This is a genomic window from Gallaecimonas sp. GXIMD4217, from assembly GCF_038087665.1.
Lineage (GTDB): Bacteria > Pseudomonadota > Gammaproteobacteria > Enterobacterales > Gallaecimonadaceae > Gallaecimonas.
Map to the genome: position 1 here is coordinate 1451980 of NZ_CP149925.1, position 16519 is coordinate 1468498.

Annotated in this window: 14 protein-coding genes; 8 read left to right on the forward strand and 6 right to left on the reverse strand. The window is 67.9% G+C overall.

The window, feature by feature from the left end; genetic code table 11:
* Nucleotides 1-25: 25 nt before the first annotated feature.
* The 5 genes from WDB71_RS07200 to WDB71_RS07220 are packed head-to-tail and all read right to left on the reverse strand — an operon-like array spanning nucleotide 26 to nucleotide 6802.
* Entirely contained in the window at nucleotides 26-871 is an 846-nt protein-coding gene (locus WDB71_RS07200; RefSeq protein WP_341503963.1) for a CsiV family protein, read from the reverse strand.
* On the reverse strand, nucleotides 855-4319 hold the full coding sequence (gene mfd, locus WDB71_RS07205; RefSeq protein WP_341503964.1) for a transcription-repair coupling factor: 3465 nt from the start codon (nucleotides 4317-4319) through the stop codon (nucleotides 855-857). Before mfd ends, WDB71_RS07200 begins: the two co-directional genes overlap by 17 nt.
* On the reverse strand, nucleotides 4319-5200 hold the full coding sequence (locus tag WDB71_RS07210; RefSeq protein WP_341503965.1) for a carbon-nitrogen hydrolase: 882 nt from the start codon (nucleotides 5198-5200) through the stop codon (nucleotides 4319-4321). The genes mfd and WDB71_RS07210 overlap by 1 nt, the downstream gene beginning before the upstream one ends.
* A complete protein-coding gene (locus tag WDB71_RS07215; RefSeq protein WP_341503966.1) occupies nucleotides 5197-6234 on the reverse strand; it encodes an agmatine deiminase family protein in 1038 nt (345 codons plus the stop codon). The genes WDB71_RS07210 and WDB71_RS07215 overlap by 4 nt, the downstream gene beginning before the upstream one ends.
* Before the next feature lie 4 nt (nucleotides 6235-6238).
* Nucleotides 6239-6802, reverse strand: coding sequence for a hypothetical protein (locus WDB71_RS07220; protein WP_341503968.1), 564 nt, complete (start codon nucleotides 6800-6802; stop codon nucleotides 6239-6241).
* 85 nt (nucleotides 6803-6887) lie between these two features.
* Here WDB71_RS07220 and WDB71_RS07225 point away from each other — a divergent pair, with 85 nt between their 5' ends.
* The 3 genes from WDB71_RS07225 to WDB71_RS07235 are packed head-to-tail and all read left to right on the forward strand — an operon-like array spanning nucleotide 6888 to nucleotide 9983.
* A complete protein-coding gene (locus tag WDB71_RS07225) occupies nucleotides 6888-8069 on the forward strand; it encodes an FtsX-like permease family protein (RefSeq protein ID WP_341503969.1) in 1182 nt (393 codons plus the stop codon).
* Between the two features lie 19 nt (nucleotides 8070-8088).
* Nucleotides 8089-8760, forward strand: coding sequence for a lipoprotein-releasing ABC transporter ATP-binding protein LolD (gene lolD / locus WDB71_RS07230; RefSeq protein ID WP_341503970.1), 672 nt, complete (start codon nucleotides 8089-8091; stop codon nucleotides 8758-8760).
* On the forward strand, nucleotides 8754-9983 hold the full coding sequence (locus tag WDB71_RS07235) for an FtsX-like permease family protein (RefSeq protein ID WP_341503971.1): 1230 nt from the start codon (nucleotides 8754-8756) through the stop codon (nucleotides 9981-9983). Before lolD ends, WDB71_RS07235 begins: the two co-directional genes overlap by 7 nt.
* 36 nt (nucleotides 9984-10019) lie before the next feature.
* On the opposite strand, the gene WDB71_RS07240 is transcribed toward WDB71_RS07235, so the two are convergent.
* Nucleotides 10020-10511 (reverse strand): DUF2062 domain-containing protein, encoded by a 492-nt coding sequence (locus tag WDB71_RS07240; RefSeq protein WP_341503973.1) that lies wholly within the window; start codon nucleotides 10509-10511, stop codon nucleotides 10020-10022.
* Between the two features lie 62 nt (nucleotides 10512-10573).
* Here WDB71_RS07240 and WDB71_RS07245 point away from each other — a divergent pair, with 62 nt between their 5' ends.
* Genes WDB71_RS07245 through kdsB form a run of 5 tightly spaced genes read left to right on the forward strand, consistent with a single transcriptional unit; the run spans nucleotide 10574 to nucleotide 16488 of the window.
* Nucleotides 10574-12742, forward strand: coding sequence for a DNA internalization-related competence protein ComEC/Rec2 (locus WDB71_RS07245; protein ID WP_341503974.1), 2169 nt, complete (start codon nucleotides 10574-10576; stop codon nucleotides 12740-12742).
* A gap of 6 nt (nucleotides 12743-12748) precedes the next feature.
* Entirely contained in the window at nucleotides 12749-14563 is a 1815-nt protein-coding gene (gene msbA, locus WDB71_RS07250; protein ID WP_341503975.1) for a lipid A export permease/ATP-binding protein MsbA, read from the forward strand.
* A complete protein-coding gene (gene lpxK / locus WDB71_RS07255; protein WP_341503976.1) occupies nucleotides 14563-15549 on the forward strand; it encodes a tetraacyldisaccharide 4'-kinase in 987 nt (328 codons plus the stop codon). The genes msbA and lpxK overlap by 1 nt, the downstream gene beginning before the upstream one ends.
* Nucleotides 15539-15727, forward strand: a complete 189-nt coding sequence (locus WDB71_RS07260; protein ID WP_341503977.1) for a Trm112 family protein — start codon at nucleotides 15539-15541, stop codon at nucleotides 15725-15727. Before lpxK ends, WDB71_RS07260 begins: the two co-directional genes overlap by 11 nt.
* Nucleotides 15724-16488 carry a 3-deoxy-manno-octulosonate cytidylyltransferase gene (gene kdsB, locus WDB71_RS07265; protein WP_341503978.1) on the forward strand — a complete coding sequence of 255 codons (765 nt, stop codon included), beginning with the start codon at nucleotides 15724-15726 and terminating at the stop codon, nucleotides 16486-16488. The genes WDB71_RS07260 and kdsB overlap by 4 nt, the downstream gene beginning before the upstream one ends.
* Nucleotides 16489-16519 lie beyond the last annotated feature (31 nt).

Sequence of the window (16519 nt, forward strand, 5' to 3'; positions counted from 1 at the left end):
GCCTCTCCTTGGTTGCGGGCGTCAGTTACTGGGCGTCGGCGACGGGACGGATCTGCATCAGCACGCCCAGGGCCGGATGATCGAAGTAATGCAGCTCGCCGGAGCGCAGGCGGCGTTTCTGGTCCAGGCGCTTGACCTGCAGCGGCAGCCCTTCGCCCTGGACTTCAAAGCGGTCCAGCTCCATGTCCACCAGCAGGTAATGATCCAGGGACACCTTGATATGGCCGGTCAACTCGCGCTGCACCGGCGGCGCGACAGGGGTGATCTCCTGCCACTGCTCCTCGCCGAGGATCTCGACCGGCTGGGACTCTTCCAGGGCCGTTGCCACGGCCGGGGCGACCACGGTCTCGTCGGCGCCGGCCAGGGCCGCCTCCTCGGCCGCCAGTTGCTCCGGCTGGGGTTCCAGCAGCAGATAGGGACCCAGATCCCGGCCGGCTTCCACCGCGAACGGCGTGGAGTAGCGGGGGGCCCTGGGGGCCATGCGCCAGCCGGTGTGCAGCAGCACGCGGCCGCCGGGCAGGCTTGCTACCTTCTTGGCCTCGGCAGCCAGTGCCAGCTGGTCGGCGCCGAGCAGCCTGGGCAGGGCGGCTGCCAGCCGTTCGCCATCCTGGCCCGCTACGGCCGGCGCCGCGGCCAGCACGTCGGCATCCAGGCGTGCGGGCAGCACCGGGCAGGGCGCCGGGCAGATCTCGGCCAGGGCCTGGGTGAGCAGCAGATCCCGGTTGCCCTCGGACTTGGCCTTCTTTGGCCAGGCTTCCTGGCTGTGGTCGGCGCGGGTGAAGATCACCAGCTCCACGTCGAACAGGCGCTCGGCCTGGCTGGGCAGGGCCAGCAGGGCCAGTAACAACAATCCGTTAGGCAGCTTGGGCATGCTTTGACATCTCCTCGAGCAATTGCTGGACCACGGCCAGTCTTTCCTTGGTGTCGTCCAGCTGTTTGTGGACCCGCAGGCGCTGCGGGCCATCCATGCGATACAGTGACGGCTTCTTCTGCAGCAAGCCGATAAGGTAGGCGGGGTCGACCCTGGTGTCCTGGGCGAATTCCAGGGTCACGCCGCTGGCCGCGCCTTCCACCTTGGTCAGGCCCAGCCGGTTGGCCAGCAGCCGCAGTTCGGTGACCGCCATCAGCTGCTTGGCGGCATCCGGCATCAGGCCGAAGCGGTCGATGAGCTCCACCCTGAGTTCGTCCAGCTCCTTGCCGTCCCTCGCCGAGGCGATGCGCTTGTAGAGGCTGAGGCGGGTGTTGACGTCCGGGATGTAGTCCTCCGGCAGCAGCGCCGGCAGGCGCAGATCCACCTCGCACTGGCTGGCCAGCACCCCGTCCAGGCTGGGCTCCTTGCCGGCCTTGATGGCCTCCACCGCCTCGTCCAGCATCTCCATGTAGAGATCGAAACCGATGGCGGCGATCTGGCCGGACTGCTCTTCGCCAAGCAGTTCGCCGGCGCCGCGGATCTCCAGGTCATGGGTGGCCAGCACGAAGCCGGAGCCCAGGGCCTCCAGGGAGCTGATGGCCTCCAGGCGCTTGGCGGCGTCCTTGGTCATCCGCTTGGGGTGGGGGGTGAGCAGGTAGGCGTAGGCCTGGTGATGGCTGCGGCCGACCCGGCCCCTGAGCTGGTGCAGCTGGGCCAGGCCCAGCATGTCGGCCCTGTCCATGATGATGGTGTTGGCCGTGGGCACATCGATACCGGTTTCGATGATGGTGGTGCACACCAGCACGTTGTGGCGCTGGTGGTAGAAGTCCGACATCACCTTTTCCAGCTCCCGCTCGCGCATCTGGCCGTGGGCGACGCTGATGCGCGCCTCGGGCACCAGCTCGGCCAGCATCCCGGCTGTGTCCTGGATGCTGTCCACCTCGTTGTGCAGGAAGTAGACCTGGCCGCCGCGGCGTATCTCGCGGAGTATGGCCTCGCGCACCAGGGCCTTGTCGTACTGGCGCACGAAGGTCTTGATGGCCAGGCGCCGGGCCGGGGCCGTGGCGATGATGGACAGATCCCGCATCCCCGACAGGGACATGTTCAGGGTCCGGGGGATGGGGGTGGCGGTGAGGGTGAGGATGTCCACCTCGGCCCTGAGTTTCTTCACCTTGTCCTTCTGGCGCACCCCGAAGCGGTGCTCCTCGTCGACGATGAGCAGGCCCAGGTCGGCGAAATCCACGTCCTTCTGCAGCAGCTTGTGGGTGCCGATGAGGATGTCCACCTTGCCTTCCTTGCAGTCGGCCAGGATGCGTTTCTGCTCGGCGGCGCTCTGGAAACGCGACAGCACCTCCACCCGCACCGCCTCGCCGGCGAAGCGGTCGCGGAAGTTTTCGAAATGCTGCTGGGCCAGAAGGGTGGTGGGCACCAGCACCGCCACCTGCCTGTTGCCGGCCACCGCCACAAAGGCGGCGCGCATGGCCACCTCGGTCTTGCCGAAGCCCACGTCGCCACAGACCAGGCGGTCCATGGCCTTGGGGCTGGTCATGTCGCTGAGCACCGCCTGGATGGCACCGTGCTGGTCGGCGGTTTCCTCGAAGGGGAAGGCGTCGGCAAAGGCCCGGTAGCCGTCCCAGTCCAGCTTGAAGCCGTGGCCCTGGCGGGCGGCGCGCTTGGCGTAGATGTCCAGCAGTTCGGCGGCCACGTCGCGGATCTTCTCGGCGGCCTTGCGCCTGGCCTTGGACCAGCTTTCGCTGCCGAGCCGGTGCAGCGGCGCCTCTTCGGCGCCGCTGTAGCGGGAAATGAGCTGCAGGGAGGACACCGGCACATAGAGCTTGTCGCCCTTGGCGTATTCCAGCATCAGGTATTCGGTGTCGATGCCGCCGGCACTCAGGGTCACCAGGCCCTGGTAGCGGCCGACGCCGTGCTCGCGGTGGGTGACCGGCTGGCCGATGCTGAGCTCGGCCAGGGAGCGGACAACGGCGTCGACATTGACCCCTTCGCCCTTTTCGCGGCGCTTGCGCTGGGTGACCCTGGGGCCGGTGAGCAGGGCTTCCGGCAGCAGCACCAGCCGCTGCCCCCTGAGTTCACAGCGGCAACCCTGCTCCAGGGGCGCCACCCAGATGCCGTGTTCGGCCAGGGGCCGGTCGAGCCAGTCGTCCAGGCTGGCCACGGGTTTCGGGTGCAGGCCGCCACGGCCCAGCAACGTCAGCAACGCCTCGCGGCGGCCCTCGGTCTCGGCCACGAACAGCACCGGGCCGGGCTGTTCGTCCAGCCAGGTCTTGAGCCCGGCCAGGGGCTCGGCGGCCTTGGCGTCTATGGTCAGCGCAGGCAGGGGCTGGGCGCCGGCGTCATGGACGCCGCCCTTGCCGCGGGTCACCTGGTCCTGGTGCAGCACCAGCCGCGGCCAGTCGCCCAGGTGCCGGTAGCAGTCGTCTATGGGCAGGTACAGCTCCTGGGGGGCCAGGATCGGCCGCTGCACGTCGTGGCGCCTGTCCTCGAAGCGGGCCTCGAGATCGGCCCAGAAGGCGTCCATGGCCTCGCTGAGATCGCCGATGGCCAGGAACTGGGCCTGCTTCGGCAGGTAGTCGAACAGGGTGGCGGTGTCATCGAAGAACAGCGGCAGGTAGTACTCGATGCCGGCCGGCACCAGTCCCTTGGATACCTGCTGGTAGAGGGATTCCGGCGCCGTGCTGGCCTCGAAGCGCTGCCGAAAGCGCTTGCGAAAGCCCTCGATGCCCAGCTCGGTGAGGGGGAATTCGTGGGCCGGCAGCAGCCGCACCTCGTCTATTTCGCCTGTGCTGCGCTGGCTGTCGGGGTCGAAGCGGCGGATGGAGTCCACCTCGTCGTCGAAGAAATCGACCCGAAAGGGGCTGTCGCTGCCCATGGGGTAGAGATCGATGAGGCCGCCGCGCACCGCGAACTCGCCGTGCTCCATGACCTGATCCACGGCCCGGTAGCCGGCCTTGGCCAGCTGGGCCTTGAGGCCGTCCAGGGACTTCTTCTGGCCCTTTTTCAGCATCAGGGTGGCGCCGCCGATGTAGTCCACCGGCGCCAGCCGGCCCAGCAATGTGGTGACCGGGGCGATCAACAGGCCGCTGCTGCGCTCGGCCAGGCCGTAGAGGGTGGCCAGGCGTTCGGAGAGGATGTCCTGGTGGGGGGAGAAGCTGTCGTAGGGCAGGGTCTCCCAGTCCGGGAACAGCTGGGCGCCCAGCTCCGGGGCCAGGCCGGCCATGGCCTCCATCAGGCGGTTGGCGGTGGGGGCGTCGCTGGTGATCAGCAGGGTCAGGCCGTCGTGGCGGCGGCAGGCTTCCCGGATGGCCAGCAACAGGGCGTCGCCGGCCAGGTTGATCCAGTGCTGGCGATCGCCGCCCCCCTGGGGGAGCGGCAGTTGGTTCAGTTCAGTCATCAGTCCCGGTAGATCTTGAGGAGGTCGCCGTAATGGTCGATGCGGCGGTCACGCAGGTAGGGCCAGATCCGGCGCACATGCTCGGAGCGCGCCAGATCCACCGGTACCACGGCGGTCAGCTCGGACTCGGTGTCGGCCTCGAACAGGAACTCGCCCTGGGGACCGGCCACGAAGCTGGTGCCCCAGAACTCGGTGCCGGCGCCGCCGTTGGGGCAGGCCTCGTGGCCGACCCGGTTGACGCTCACCACGGGCACGCCGTTGGCGACGGCGTGGGCACGCTGGACGGTGACCCAGGCGTCGCGCTGGCGGGCCTGCTCGTCCTCGTCGTCCCGCGGATCCCAGCCGATGGCGGTGGGGTAGATCAGCAGCTCGGCGCCGGCCATGGCCATCAGGCGGGCGGCCTCGGGGAACCACTGGTCCCAGCACACCAGCACGCCCAGCTTACCGACCGAGGTCTGAATGGGGGCAAAACCCAGGTCGCCCGGGGTGAAATAGAACTTTTCGTAGAAGCCGGGATCGTCCGGGATGTGCATCTTGCGATACTTGCCGGCGATGCTGCCGTCCTTCTCGATGACCACGGCGGTGTTGTGGTAGAGGCCGGCGGCGCGCTTCTCGAACAGGGACGCCACTATGACGATGCCGAGCTCCCTGGCAAGCTCGCCGAGGGCGTCGGTGCTGGGGCCGGGGATGGGTTCGGCCAGGTCGAACTCGTCCACGGACTCGTGCTGGCAGAAGTACAGGGAGCGGTGCAGCTCCTGGAGCACCACCAGCTGGGCGCCGTCTTCGGCGGCGTCGCGGATGCCCTGGAGGCTGGTGGCGAAGTTGGCGTCGAGATCATTGCTGCAGCGCTGCTGCACCAGGCCTACGTTGAGGATGCTCATGATGCGCTCAGGACTCCTTTGGGCAGCTGCATGGTGATGCAGTGCAGGCTGCCGTGTTGTTCGATCAGTTCAAAACAGGGGATACCCATGACCTGGTAACCGGGGAAGGCGTGGGCCACCTGGACCAGGGCCTCTTCGTCGCGGTCGTCGTCATAGGTGGGCACCAGCACGGCGCCGTTGATGATCAGGAAGTTGGCATAGGTGGCCGGCAGGCGGTTGGCCTCGTCGTCGTACTTGGGCGACGGCCAGGGCAGGGGCACCAGGCGGTAGGGCTTGCCGTCGGCGTCGGTCATGGCCTTGAGCTCGGCCTCCATGGCGCTGAGCGCCTGGTAGTGCTCGTCGTCCGGATCGTCGCACTGCTGGTAGGCGATGGTGTTGTCCGGGCACAGCCGGGCCAGGGTGTCGATATGGCTGTCGGTGTCGTCGCCGGCCAGGTAGCCGTGCTTCAGCCAGTTGACCTTGCGTACCCCCAGCTGCGCCTTCAGCACCGCCTCGATGTCCTCGCGGCCCATGCCGGTGTTGCGGTTGGGGTTGAGCAGACACGCTTCGGTGGTCAGCAGGGTACCCTGGCCGTCCACCTCGATGCCGCCACCCTCGAGGATCAGCTCCACCTTCTCCAGGGCCGCGCCCGGGAAGGCGCCCTGGCCGTGCAGGGTGGCGGTGATCCTGTCGTCCAGCTCGGCGTTGAACTTGCCGCCCCAGCCGGTGAAGGTGAAGTCCAGCATCTTCAGGCCGGACTCGGTCTGCACCGTGAGCGGGCCGTGGTCCCGGGCCCAGGTGTCGTTGCTGGGGCAGGGGTACAGGTGCACGGCGTCGTCCGGCAGCTCGAACTCCATCAGGGATTCGGCGACGTCGACGATGATCTCCTCCGGCACCGCGATCACCACCTTGGCGTGCTCGGCGATGACCAGCACCAGGGATTGGTAGAGGGGCAGGACCCGATCGAGCATATAATCCCAATCGGTGTTGGCGTGGGGCCAGGTCAGCAGGACGGCGTCCTGGGGCTCCCATTCCGCAATGAGGCGTTGTTGCACGCGGTCAGTTCTCCTCGTCGCGGGCCCGGCGGGCCCGCAGTTGTTCACTCTGCACCTTGAGGGCGGTGCGCACCAGCTTCTCCCTGTCCTCTTCGAGGATGGAGACGTATTCGTAATAGGCCAGCTCGGCGTCGCTGCCGCCCTGGCGGGCATAGGCGTAGATCTGGCCGGCCGGGGCGCCATCGGCGCCGGGCAGGGTCAGCACCACCTTGACCAGGGGGCTGTCCGCCTGGGCCCTGGCGATGGAAAAGCCACCGGCCGAAAAATGGACGGTATCGATGGCCTGGGCCAGGTCGATGTCGCTCACCAGCAGCTGATCCAGCAGCCGGTCCAGCTTCTGGGATTGCAATGCCAGCAGCCGGGCCAGGGGACTCTGCTGCTCCTCCCTGAGCTGGGACCAGAGCTCGCTCTCGGTCTCGCGCAGGTCGGCAAAGAGGTGGTAGAGGGGCGGCAGTTCGGCGTCCAGCTCGGCCGGGGCCGGAATGGTCGCCTCCGGGTCCAGCCACTGGGGCACCAGTTTGGTGGCCAGTCGGACGCTGAAATAGTCATCAAACAGACGGTCGGACACCCGGCCTCCAAGCTGCGCTGTTCATTGCATACATAGTCCCGTATTATCCCGTAACTTGCTTGACAGGTAAAACAAAACCCAATTCATGTTCCGTCCAGCCTCTCTCTACATCGCCACCCGCTACCTGCTGCGGGGACAGCGCCAGGGCTTCGCCAATTTCGTCAATCTCTTTGCCCTGTTCGGCGTGGTATTGGGGGTCATGGTGCTGGTGGTGGTGCTGTCGGTGATGAACGGCTTCGAGGCCCAGCTCAAGACCCGGCTGCTGGGCCAGGTGCCCCACCAGATCCTGTCCCGGGACCAGGATTTCGACTGGCAGGCGCGGGCCGAGCAGCTGCGCAAGGCTCCCCAGGTGACGGCGGTGCAGCCCTATCTGGACGGCGAGGTGATGCTGCAGTCCCAGCAGGGCCTGCAGGGCGCCTGGCTGCAGGGCTGGTGGCCCGATGCGCCCCTGGATGCCCACAGCAAACCCAGGGCCGGCCGGTTCGAGCTGGTGATGGGGGTGGGCCTGGCCCGCCGGCTGGGCCTGCTGACCGGCGACGAGGTGCGCCTGTACCTGCCGGCGCGCAGCCTCTACACACCCCTGGGGCGGATCCCCGCCCAGCGCCGCTTCACCCTGGTGGCGGTGGTGGACTTCGGCTCCGAGCTCAACGACCAGCTCATCCTCACCCATTACCAGGACCTGCGCCGCCTCCATGGCAAGAGCGCCGAGGGCGTGTCCAGGCTGAGGCTGTCCCAGGCCGATCCCTTTGCGCCGACCCGGCTGGCCCTGGAAGAGGGCGAGTCGCTGTGGGACTGGCGGGCCCGCTACGGTGACTTCTTTGCCGCCGTGACCCAGGAAAAGCGCACCATGACGGTGCTGCTGGTGCTGATCATCGCCGTGGCGGCCTTCAACATCCTGGCGGCGCTGGCCATGCTGGTCAGCGACAAGCGCCGCGACATCGCCGTGCTGCGCTCGCTGGGCATGGGTAGCGGCACCCTGCAGCGGATCTTCGTGGCCCAGGGCCTGGGTACCGGCCTGCTGGGGGTGGCCCTGGGCTCGGTGTTCGGCGTGCTGCTGACCCAGCACCTCAACGGGGTGCTGGAGCTGCTGGGCCTGGGCGGCGTGGCCATGGGCTACGGCCCCCAGGGGCTGCCGACCCGGCTTGAGCCGGTGCAGATGGCGGTGATCGGCGCCTTCGTGCTGCTGATCTGCGTGGCAGCGACCCTGGCCCCGGCACGGCGGGCCAGCCAGATCGACCCGGCCGTGGTGCTGACCGAGAACGACTAGAAAAACCAAGGAGAAGCGGGTGCTGCAGTGCAGGCAACTTCACAAGACCTACCACGAGAACAACATCGACACGCCGGTGCTGAGCGGTGTCGACCTGGAGATCCAGCCCGGTGAAACCCTGGCCATAGTGGGCTCGTCCGGCTCCGGCAAGTCCACCCTGCTGCACCTGATGGGCACCCTGGACAGCCCCAGCAGCGGTGAACTCTATTTCGAAGGCCAGGACATGCTGGCCTGGAACGAGTCCCAGCGTAACGCCTTTCGCAACCAGAGCCTGGGTTTCGTCTACCAGTTCCACCACCTGTTGCCGGAATTCACCGCCCTGGAAAACGCCGCCATGCCGGCGCTGATCCAGGGCGAAAGCCCGGCCAGGGCCAGGGAAAGGGCCGAGCGGCTGCTGGAGCGGGTGGGGCTGTCCCACCGCCTGAGCCACAGGCCCTCGGCGCTGTCCGGCGGCGAGCGCCAGCGGGTGGCCATCGCCCGGGCCCTGGTCAACTCGCCGCGGCTGGTGCTGGCCGACGAGCCCACCGGCAACCTGGACGAGGCCAGCGCCGAGCAGGTCTACAACCTCATCCGCGAGCTCAATGCCGAGCTGGGCACCGCCTTCGTGGTGGTGACCCATGACGCCAGCCTGGCCGCCAAGCTGGGTAGGGTGGCCAGGCTCACCCGTGGCCACCTGGAGGAGGCATGCTGAGCCTGCAGCTGGCCTGGCGCCAGTTCCGCCAGGGCCAGCAGAGCCGGCTGCAGCGCTTCCTGGCCAAGGCGGCCATCGGCGGCGTGGCCCTGGGCTGCCTGGTGCTGGTGCTGGTGCTGTCGGTGATGAACGGCTTCGAGAAGGTGCTCACCGAGCGCTTCTTGTCGCTGGTGCCCCAGGTGGAGCTGATCGCCGTCAAGGAGGCCCTGGAGCGGCCCAAAACCCTGACCACCCTGGCCGCTGCCGACGAACAGGTGCTGGCGGTGGCGCCCTTTCGGCAGATCAACGCCCTGGCCTCCAAGGGCGACAAGCTCAAGGCCCTGGATCTGCGCGGCATCGAGCTGGACAAGGAGCTGAAGGTTTCCGGCTTGGCGCAGCTGCTGGGCCAGGCGGCCCAGACCCGATTCAACGCCAGCGACAACAGCCTGATCCTGGGCAAGGCCCTGGCCGCCGAGCTGGCCGTGCAGGTGGGTGATCCTCTGACGCTGCTGGTGGCGCCGCCCGGCTCCCACAACCTGTCGGCACCGAGGCGGCACCGCATGCTGGTGACCGGCATCGTCGGCGTCGGCGGCCAGCTCGATCACAGCCTGGCCTATATGCCGCTGGCGACCGCCAATGCCTGGGCCGGGCAGGGCAAGCCCCAGGGGCTCAGGCTCAGGGTGAGCGACGTCTTCCAGGCCCAGGCCGTGGCCAACCGCATCGGCTACCAGGCCCACGAAGGCCTCTACATGGACAACTGGACCCGCACCCAGGGCCACCTCTACCAGGACATCCAGATGGTGCGGGTGATCATCTGGCTGGTGGTGGGGCTGATCATGCTGGTGGCCAGCTTCAACATCATCTCGCTGCTGATGGTGACGGTACGGGAAGAGGCGCCGCAGATCGCCATGCTGAGATCCATGGGCCTGGCCAGGGAAAGCGTGCTCGGCATCTACCTGTGGCGGGGGCTGCTGCTGGGCGGCTCCGGCATGGCCCTGGGGGTGCTGTTCGGCCTCAGCCTGTCGGCCTGGCTGCCGGTGATCGCCGAGGGCATGGAGCAGCTGACCGGCAGCCCGCTGCTGTCCGGCGACATCTACTTCACCGACAAGCTGCCCACCCAGATCCGCGCCCTGGACGTGTGGATCACCGCCCTGATGGCCATGGTCATCGCCATGCTGGCCACCCTCTACCCGGCCTGGAAGGCCTCCCGGCTGGCACCGGCCCAGGTGTTGTCGGGGGCCTGAGCATCAAAAAAGGCGACCTTGGGGTCGCCTTTTTCGTTACAGGCCGGGCCTGTGCCGGCGTCGGCGCCAGCTGCGCGCCACCGAATAGCGCCACAGCCAGGAAATGCCGAAATAGCCCAGCAGCGCCGCCAGCGCGGCGCAGACCAGGCAGCCCAGCAGGAAGGTGGGGCCGACCGTGGACAGGCTGGCCACCAGCCAGTCCCAGCTGGCTTCGAACTGGAATGGGTGGTTGTTTTCGCCCAGCAGCCAGCTGCCGACCCGGTAGGCGCCGTAGAAGATGGGCGGCATGGTGATGGGGTTGGTGAGCCAGACCAGGGCGATGGACAACGGCAGGTTGACCCGGAACCAGATGGCGAAGCCGGCCGACAGCAGCATCTGGAAGGGCACCGGGATAAAGGCGAAGAACAGGCCCACCGCGAAGGCGCCGGCGGCGCTGCGCCTGTTCAGGCACCAGAGGTTGGGCTCATGGACCAGATCGCCGAAGATCTGCAGATGGCGATGGTCGCGGATCTTGGCGTGATCCGGCATAAAGCGCTTTATTGTTTTCTTAGGCATCGACTCTGACTTAACTCCAAGACGCGGACTCAAGGATGAGGATCTGGCCACCGCTGATCTGGCTGGCGGCACTGGCTCTGCCACTGGCCTGGACGTCACTGCCGTCGCCGGCCGTGGTGGTACTCTGGGCACTGTGCGCCGTCATTATGATGATAGTGCGACATCCCGGGGCGGCCCTGTTTCTGGCCGGCCTCAGCTACGGCTGTGGCCTGGCCCTCCTCAACCTCAGCAGCACTGCGCTTCTACAACAGGATTGGTCCGGGCAAGACCTTAGCATAAAAGCCGAGGTGGTGGCAGAAAATGCCAACGGCCTGTTTCTGCTGGATATCTTCGAGGTTCAGGGGCGGCCGATGGCACGGCCGATGCGGGCCCGGCTGGGTTGGTATGCCAAGGAAACCCGGCCGGCACCGGGCCAGCAATTGGCCGCCCTGGTGCGGCTCAAGCCGGTCACGGCCCTGGCCAATCCCGGCAGCCAGCCCCTGGCCAGGCAGGCGGCCCGGGAGCGCCTGCAGGCCTACGGCTATGTGAAAAAGGTGCTGGCCGCCGACGGCCGACCCGGGGCGAGGTGGCGCTGGCACAACTGGCTGGCCGCGCGGCTGGCGCACTATGACCAGGGCGGCCTGCTGCTGGCGCTGCTGAGCGGCGAGCGCGGCGCCATGACCGACGACCAGAAGCAACTGCTGCGGGAAACCGGCACCGCCCACCTGCTGGCCATCTCCGGGCTGCATGTGTCCCTGGTGGCCGGCTTCGGCGCCTTGCTGGGGCAGGGGCTGTGGTGGCTGTGCTGGCGCCGTGGCAACGGCCAGGGGCTGGCGTTGTCGCTTGGCCTGCTGCTGGCCGGCCTTTACGCCTGGCAGGCCGGGTTCATGCCACCGGCCCAGCGGGCCTGGCTGGGTCTGGGGCTGGTGCTGCTGTTGGCCTGGCGCCGGCGCACCGGGCGGCCGCTGGTCCTGCTCTGCTACCTGGCGGCCCTGCTGGCCAGCTGGGATCCGCTGCAGCTGCTGGACAGCCGCTTCTGGCTGAGCTTCTCGGCGGTGGCGGTGATCCTGCTGGCGTTGTGGCGCTTCCCGGGCCGGGGTTGGCGCAGCCTGCTGTGGATCCAGCTGGCGCTGAGCCTGTTGTTGCTGCCGCTGCAATGGTGGCTGTTCGGGGCCTATCCGCCCTTGGCGCTGCCGGCCAACCTGCTGGCGGTGCCGCTGGTGTCGCTGCTGGTCCTGCCGCTGACCTTGCTCGGGCTCCTGGTGCCGCCCCTGTGGCAGCTGGCCGACGCCCTGCTGTCGCTGCTGCTGTGGTGCCTGGCCAGGCTGGCCTGGCTTGGCGACAGCCCCTGGCTGTTGCTGCTGCCGGCCCTGGCACTCTGGCTGGCGCCCCTGCCGAGGCTGTCCAGGTTCAAGCTGCTGGCGGCGGCGTTGTTGCTGGGTCTTGGCCTGTTGCGCCAGGGCAGCGAACTCTGGCTGCTGGACGTGGGCCAGGGCACGGCCCTGGCCCTTCGCCAGGATGACAGGGTGCTGCTGTACGACGCCGGTCCTGGTCCCTGGTCCCTTGAAGGCCTGCGCGGCCTTGGCTGGCAGCAGCGCCTGGAGGCCCTGGTGATCAGCCACGGCGACCGGGATCATGCCGGCGGCCTGGCCGCCCTGGACACAGAGCCGCTGTCGCTGTTTCTGGCCGGCCAGCCCACGCCGGGGGCGTCCCCCTGCAGCGCCGGCCAGCAACATAGGTGGCAGGACTGGCGGCTGACCAGCCTCTGGCCGCCGGCCGGCTTCAAGGGCTCGGACAACAACCAGTCCTGCGTACTGTTGCTGGAAAAGGGGGTACGGCTGCTGCTGCCCGGTGACATGGAAGCGCAAGTGGAGGCCGCCCGCCGCTGGCCGCAGGTTGATCTGCTGCTGGTTCCCCACCACGGCTCCCTGAGCTCCTCCAGCGGCGCCTTTATCGAGCAGGCTCGGCCCAGGGTGGCGCTGATCAGCGCCGGCCGTCACAACCCCTTCGGTTTCCCCCGCCAGGCGGTGGTGAGCCGCTACCTGGCCAGGGGCATCCAGGTGCTGGATACGGCCCGCGATGGCGCCATCCACTGCCGCCTGGCACCCGAGCTGCGCTGCCGGGGCCTGGCCCCTGAACTGCCCTGGTGGCATCCCCTTGCCCGCTACAGGTGGCCTCGGCAGGGCGGCGGGGCTAGAATAAGCCCTCAATTTTCAGATGACTGACATTTCATGGCAGAGAATTTGTCCCGCGGCGAGATGTGGGCCCACTACAAGCGCCTGTTCCGTTACGCCATTCCCTTTCGTATCGGTTTGATCCTGGCCATCGTCGGCATGATCGGCAACGCCGGCTTCGAGGCCCTGTTCATCAAGCTGATGGGGCCCTTCATCGACGGCTCCTTCGACGCCACCGCCAAGGCCCAGGCCCAGGGCGCCGTGAGCCTGGATGGCAGCCTGCTCGATTTCGATGGCGATTCGCTGTTCATGATCGCGCCCCTGGTGGTGATCGGCCTGTTCATCGCCCGGGGCGTGACCGCCTTCATGGCCACCTATGGCCTGGCCTGGGTGGGGCGGCACGTGGTGCGGGCCATCCGCCAGGATCTGTTCGAGCACATGGTGCGCCTGCCGGTGAAGGATTTCGACCAGTCCAGCACCGGCAGCCTGATCTCCCGCATCACCTTCGACGTGGAGCTGGTGGCCAACTCCGTGACCAAGGCCATGCTGACCCTGATCAAGGAAGGGGCCCTGGTGATCTTCCTGCTGGCCACCATGTTCGCCTACTCCTGGCAGCTGACCCTGGTGTTCTTCATGGTGATCCCGCCCATCGCCTTTGCGGTGCAGAAGGTCTCCAAGCGCTTTCGCCGCCTGGGCCTGCAGATCCAGTCCGCCATGGGCATGGTCACCGCCCGCACCGAGCAGATGGTCAACGGCCAGAAGGTGGTCAAGCTGTTCGGCGCCCAGGGCGAGGAATGCGCCCGTTTTGACCGGATCAACAACCATAACCGCCAGCAGAACATGAAGGTCACCGCCACCCAGGCCAGCTCCAGCGCCGTGATCCAGCTGCTGGCCGGCATCGGCCTGGCGGTGGTGCTGTTCATCGCCGGCATGCTTGCCTCCAAGAACGCCTTGTCGGTGGGGGATTTCATCGCCCTGGTGGCGGCCATGCTGGCGATGATGAGGCCCATCAAGCAGCTCACCAACGTCAACGCCGAGTTCCAGCGCGGTATCGCCGCCGCGGCCAGCATCTTCGGGGTGCTGGACAAGGACGCGGAGCAGGATCAGGGCCAGCGTCCCCTGGACAGGGCCAACGGCGAGCTGGCCTTCAAAGACGTCACCTTCACCTACCCGGGCAAGGACAGCCCGGCCCTGAAGCAGCTGTCCTTCGCGCTGCCCCAGGGCAAGACGGTGGCGCTGGTGGGCCGCTCCGGCTCCGGCAAGACCACCATCAGCTCGCTGCTGACCCGTTTCTACGATATCGACAGCGGCGCCATCACCCTGGACGGCGTCGATATCCGCGACTATCCGCTGGCGGCGCTGCGTCGCCAGTTCGCCGTGGTGTCCCAGCAGGTGCACCTGTTCAACGACAGCATCGCCAACAATATCGCCTATGGCCTGGCTCGGGAGCCCAGCCGTGAGGAGATCGTCGAGGCCGCCACCCGGGCCCATGCCATGGAGTTCATCGAGTCCATGCCCGAGGGCCTGGACACGGTGATCGGCGAGAACGGCGTCATGCTGTCCGGCGGCCAGCGCCAGCGCATCGCCATCGCCCGGGCCCTGCTGCGCGACGCCCCCATACTGATCCTGGACGAGGCCACCTCGGCCCTGGATACCGAATCCGAGCGCCACATCCAGGCCGGCCTGGAGGCCCTGCAGCAGGACCGAACCGCCCTGGTCATCGCCCACCGCCTGTCCACCATCGAGAAGGCCGACCGCATCCTGGTCATGGAGCAGGGCGAGATCATCGAGGCCGGCACCCATGGCGAGCTGCTGGAAAAGGGCGGCGCCTATGCCGCCCTCTACCAGCTGCAGTTCGGCGAGTCGCTCTGATGGTAGACAGGTTGCAGCGCGCCTGGCAGCAGGGGGGCTGGCTGAGCTGGCTGCTGCTGCCCCTGGCCGGCCTGTTCTGGGCCATCTCGGCCCTGCGCCGCCTGGGCTATCGTGCCGGCTGGCTCAGACGCTACCGGGCGCCGGTGCCGGTGCTGGTGGTGGGCAACATCACCGTGGGCGGCAACGGCAAGACCCCGGCGGTGATGGCCATAGCCCAGGCGCTGCAGGCGCGCGGCTTCAAGCCGGGCCTCATTGCCCGGGGCTACGGCGCCGAGCCCGGCGACTTTCCCCGCCTCGTCACCCGGGACGCCGACCCCGGGCAGGTGGGGGACGAGCCGGCCATGATCGGACGCCGCACCGGCCTGCCCATGGCGGTGGGCCCGGATCGCCGCAAAGCCATAGAGACGCTGCTGGCCAATCATGACATCGACCTTGTCATCAGCGACGATGGCCTGCAGCACTACGCATTGGAACGGGATCTGGAGCTTGTCGTCATGGACGGCGAGCGCCGCCTGGGCAACGGCCGCCTGCTGCCGGCCGGGCCGCTGCGCGAAGGGGCCTGGCGCCTGGCCACGGTGGATGCGGTGCTGGTCAACGGCGGCGAGGCCAGGGCAGGGGAGTGGGCCATGACCCTGGCGGTGTCCGAACCCAGGCGCCTGGTCGACGAGGCGCCCCGGCCCTGGTCCAGCCTGGCCGGCCCGGTCACGGCCGCCGCCGCCATCGGCCACCCGCCGCGTTTCTTCCGGACCCTGGCCCGCCAGGGCCTGGCGGTGCAGAAGGCGTTCAGCTTCGCCGACCACCACGGCTTTTCCGCCGAGGATTTCGCCGGTATAGAGGGGCCGCTGCTGATGACCGAGAAGGACGCCGTCAAGTGCCGTCCCTTCGCCCGGGAAGATTGGTATTATGTGCCCGTGGACGCCCAGATCCCGGACGCCTTTTTTGATTTCATCGAACGCCGCATAAGGAAGCGATGCCATGGCCTTTGACAAACGTATGCTGGACATCCTGGCCTGTCCCCTGTGCAAGGGGAAGCTGACCCTGGACGAAGAAAAGCTGGAGCTGCACTGCCACTTCGACAAGCTGGCCTATCCCATCCGCAACGATATTCCGGTGTTGCTGGAAGGGGAGGCACGCAGGCTGGAGCTGGACGAGGTGCTCAAGTGAGCTTCAGGGTCATCATTCCCGCCCGCTATGCCTCCACCCGCCTGCCGGGCAAGCCGCTGCTGAAGGTGGGCGGCAGGACCATGATCGAGCAGGTGGTGCTCAAGGCCCGCCAGAGCGGGGCCGCCGACATCTGGGTGGCCACCGACGACGAGCGCATCGCCGACGAGGTCCGGGGCTTCGGGGCCCAGGTAATGATGACCTCGCCGGAGCACCAGTCCGGCACCGAGCGCCTGGCGGAGGTGGTGGACAAGCTGGCCCTGGCCGACGACGAGATCATCGTCAATGTCCAGGGCGACGAGCCGCTGATCCCGCCCGAGAACATCCGCCAGGTGGCCGAGCTGCTGGCCGCGGCGCCAAAGGTGCCCGTGGCCACCCTGGCCACCCCCATCGAGGATGCCGAGGAGGCGGTCAACCCCAATGCCGTCAAGGTGGTCTGCGACAAGGCCGGCCAGGCGCTCTATTTCAGCCGGGCCAGCATTCCCGCCCAGCGCGACCGGCTGCTGGCCGGCGCCGCTCCAGAGCTCAAGGGGGCGCTGCTGAGGCGCCATCTCGGCATCTACGGTTACCGGGCCGGTTTCCTGCGCCGCTATGTGACACTGGCAGAAAGCCCGCTGGAGCACCTGGAGGCCCTGGAGCAGCTGCGCATCCTCTGGCACGGCGAGCGTATTCTGGTGGCCGACGCCGCCGTGGAGCCGCCGGCGGGCATTGACACCCCGGCCGATCTGGAACGGGTCAACGCCCTCCTTGCTGGAGCACGATAGCAAGAAAAACGGAGCCCAAGGGCTCCGTTTT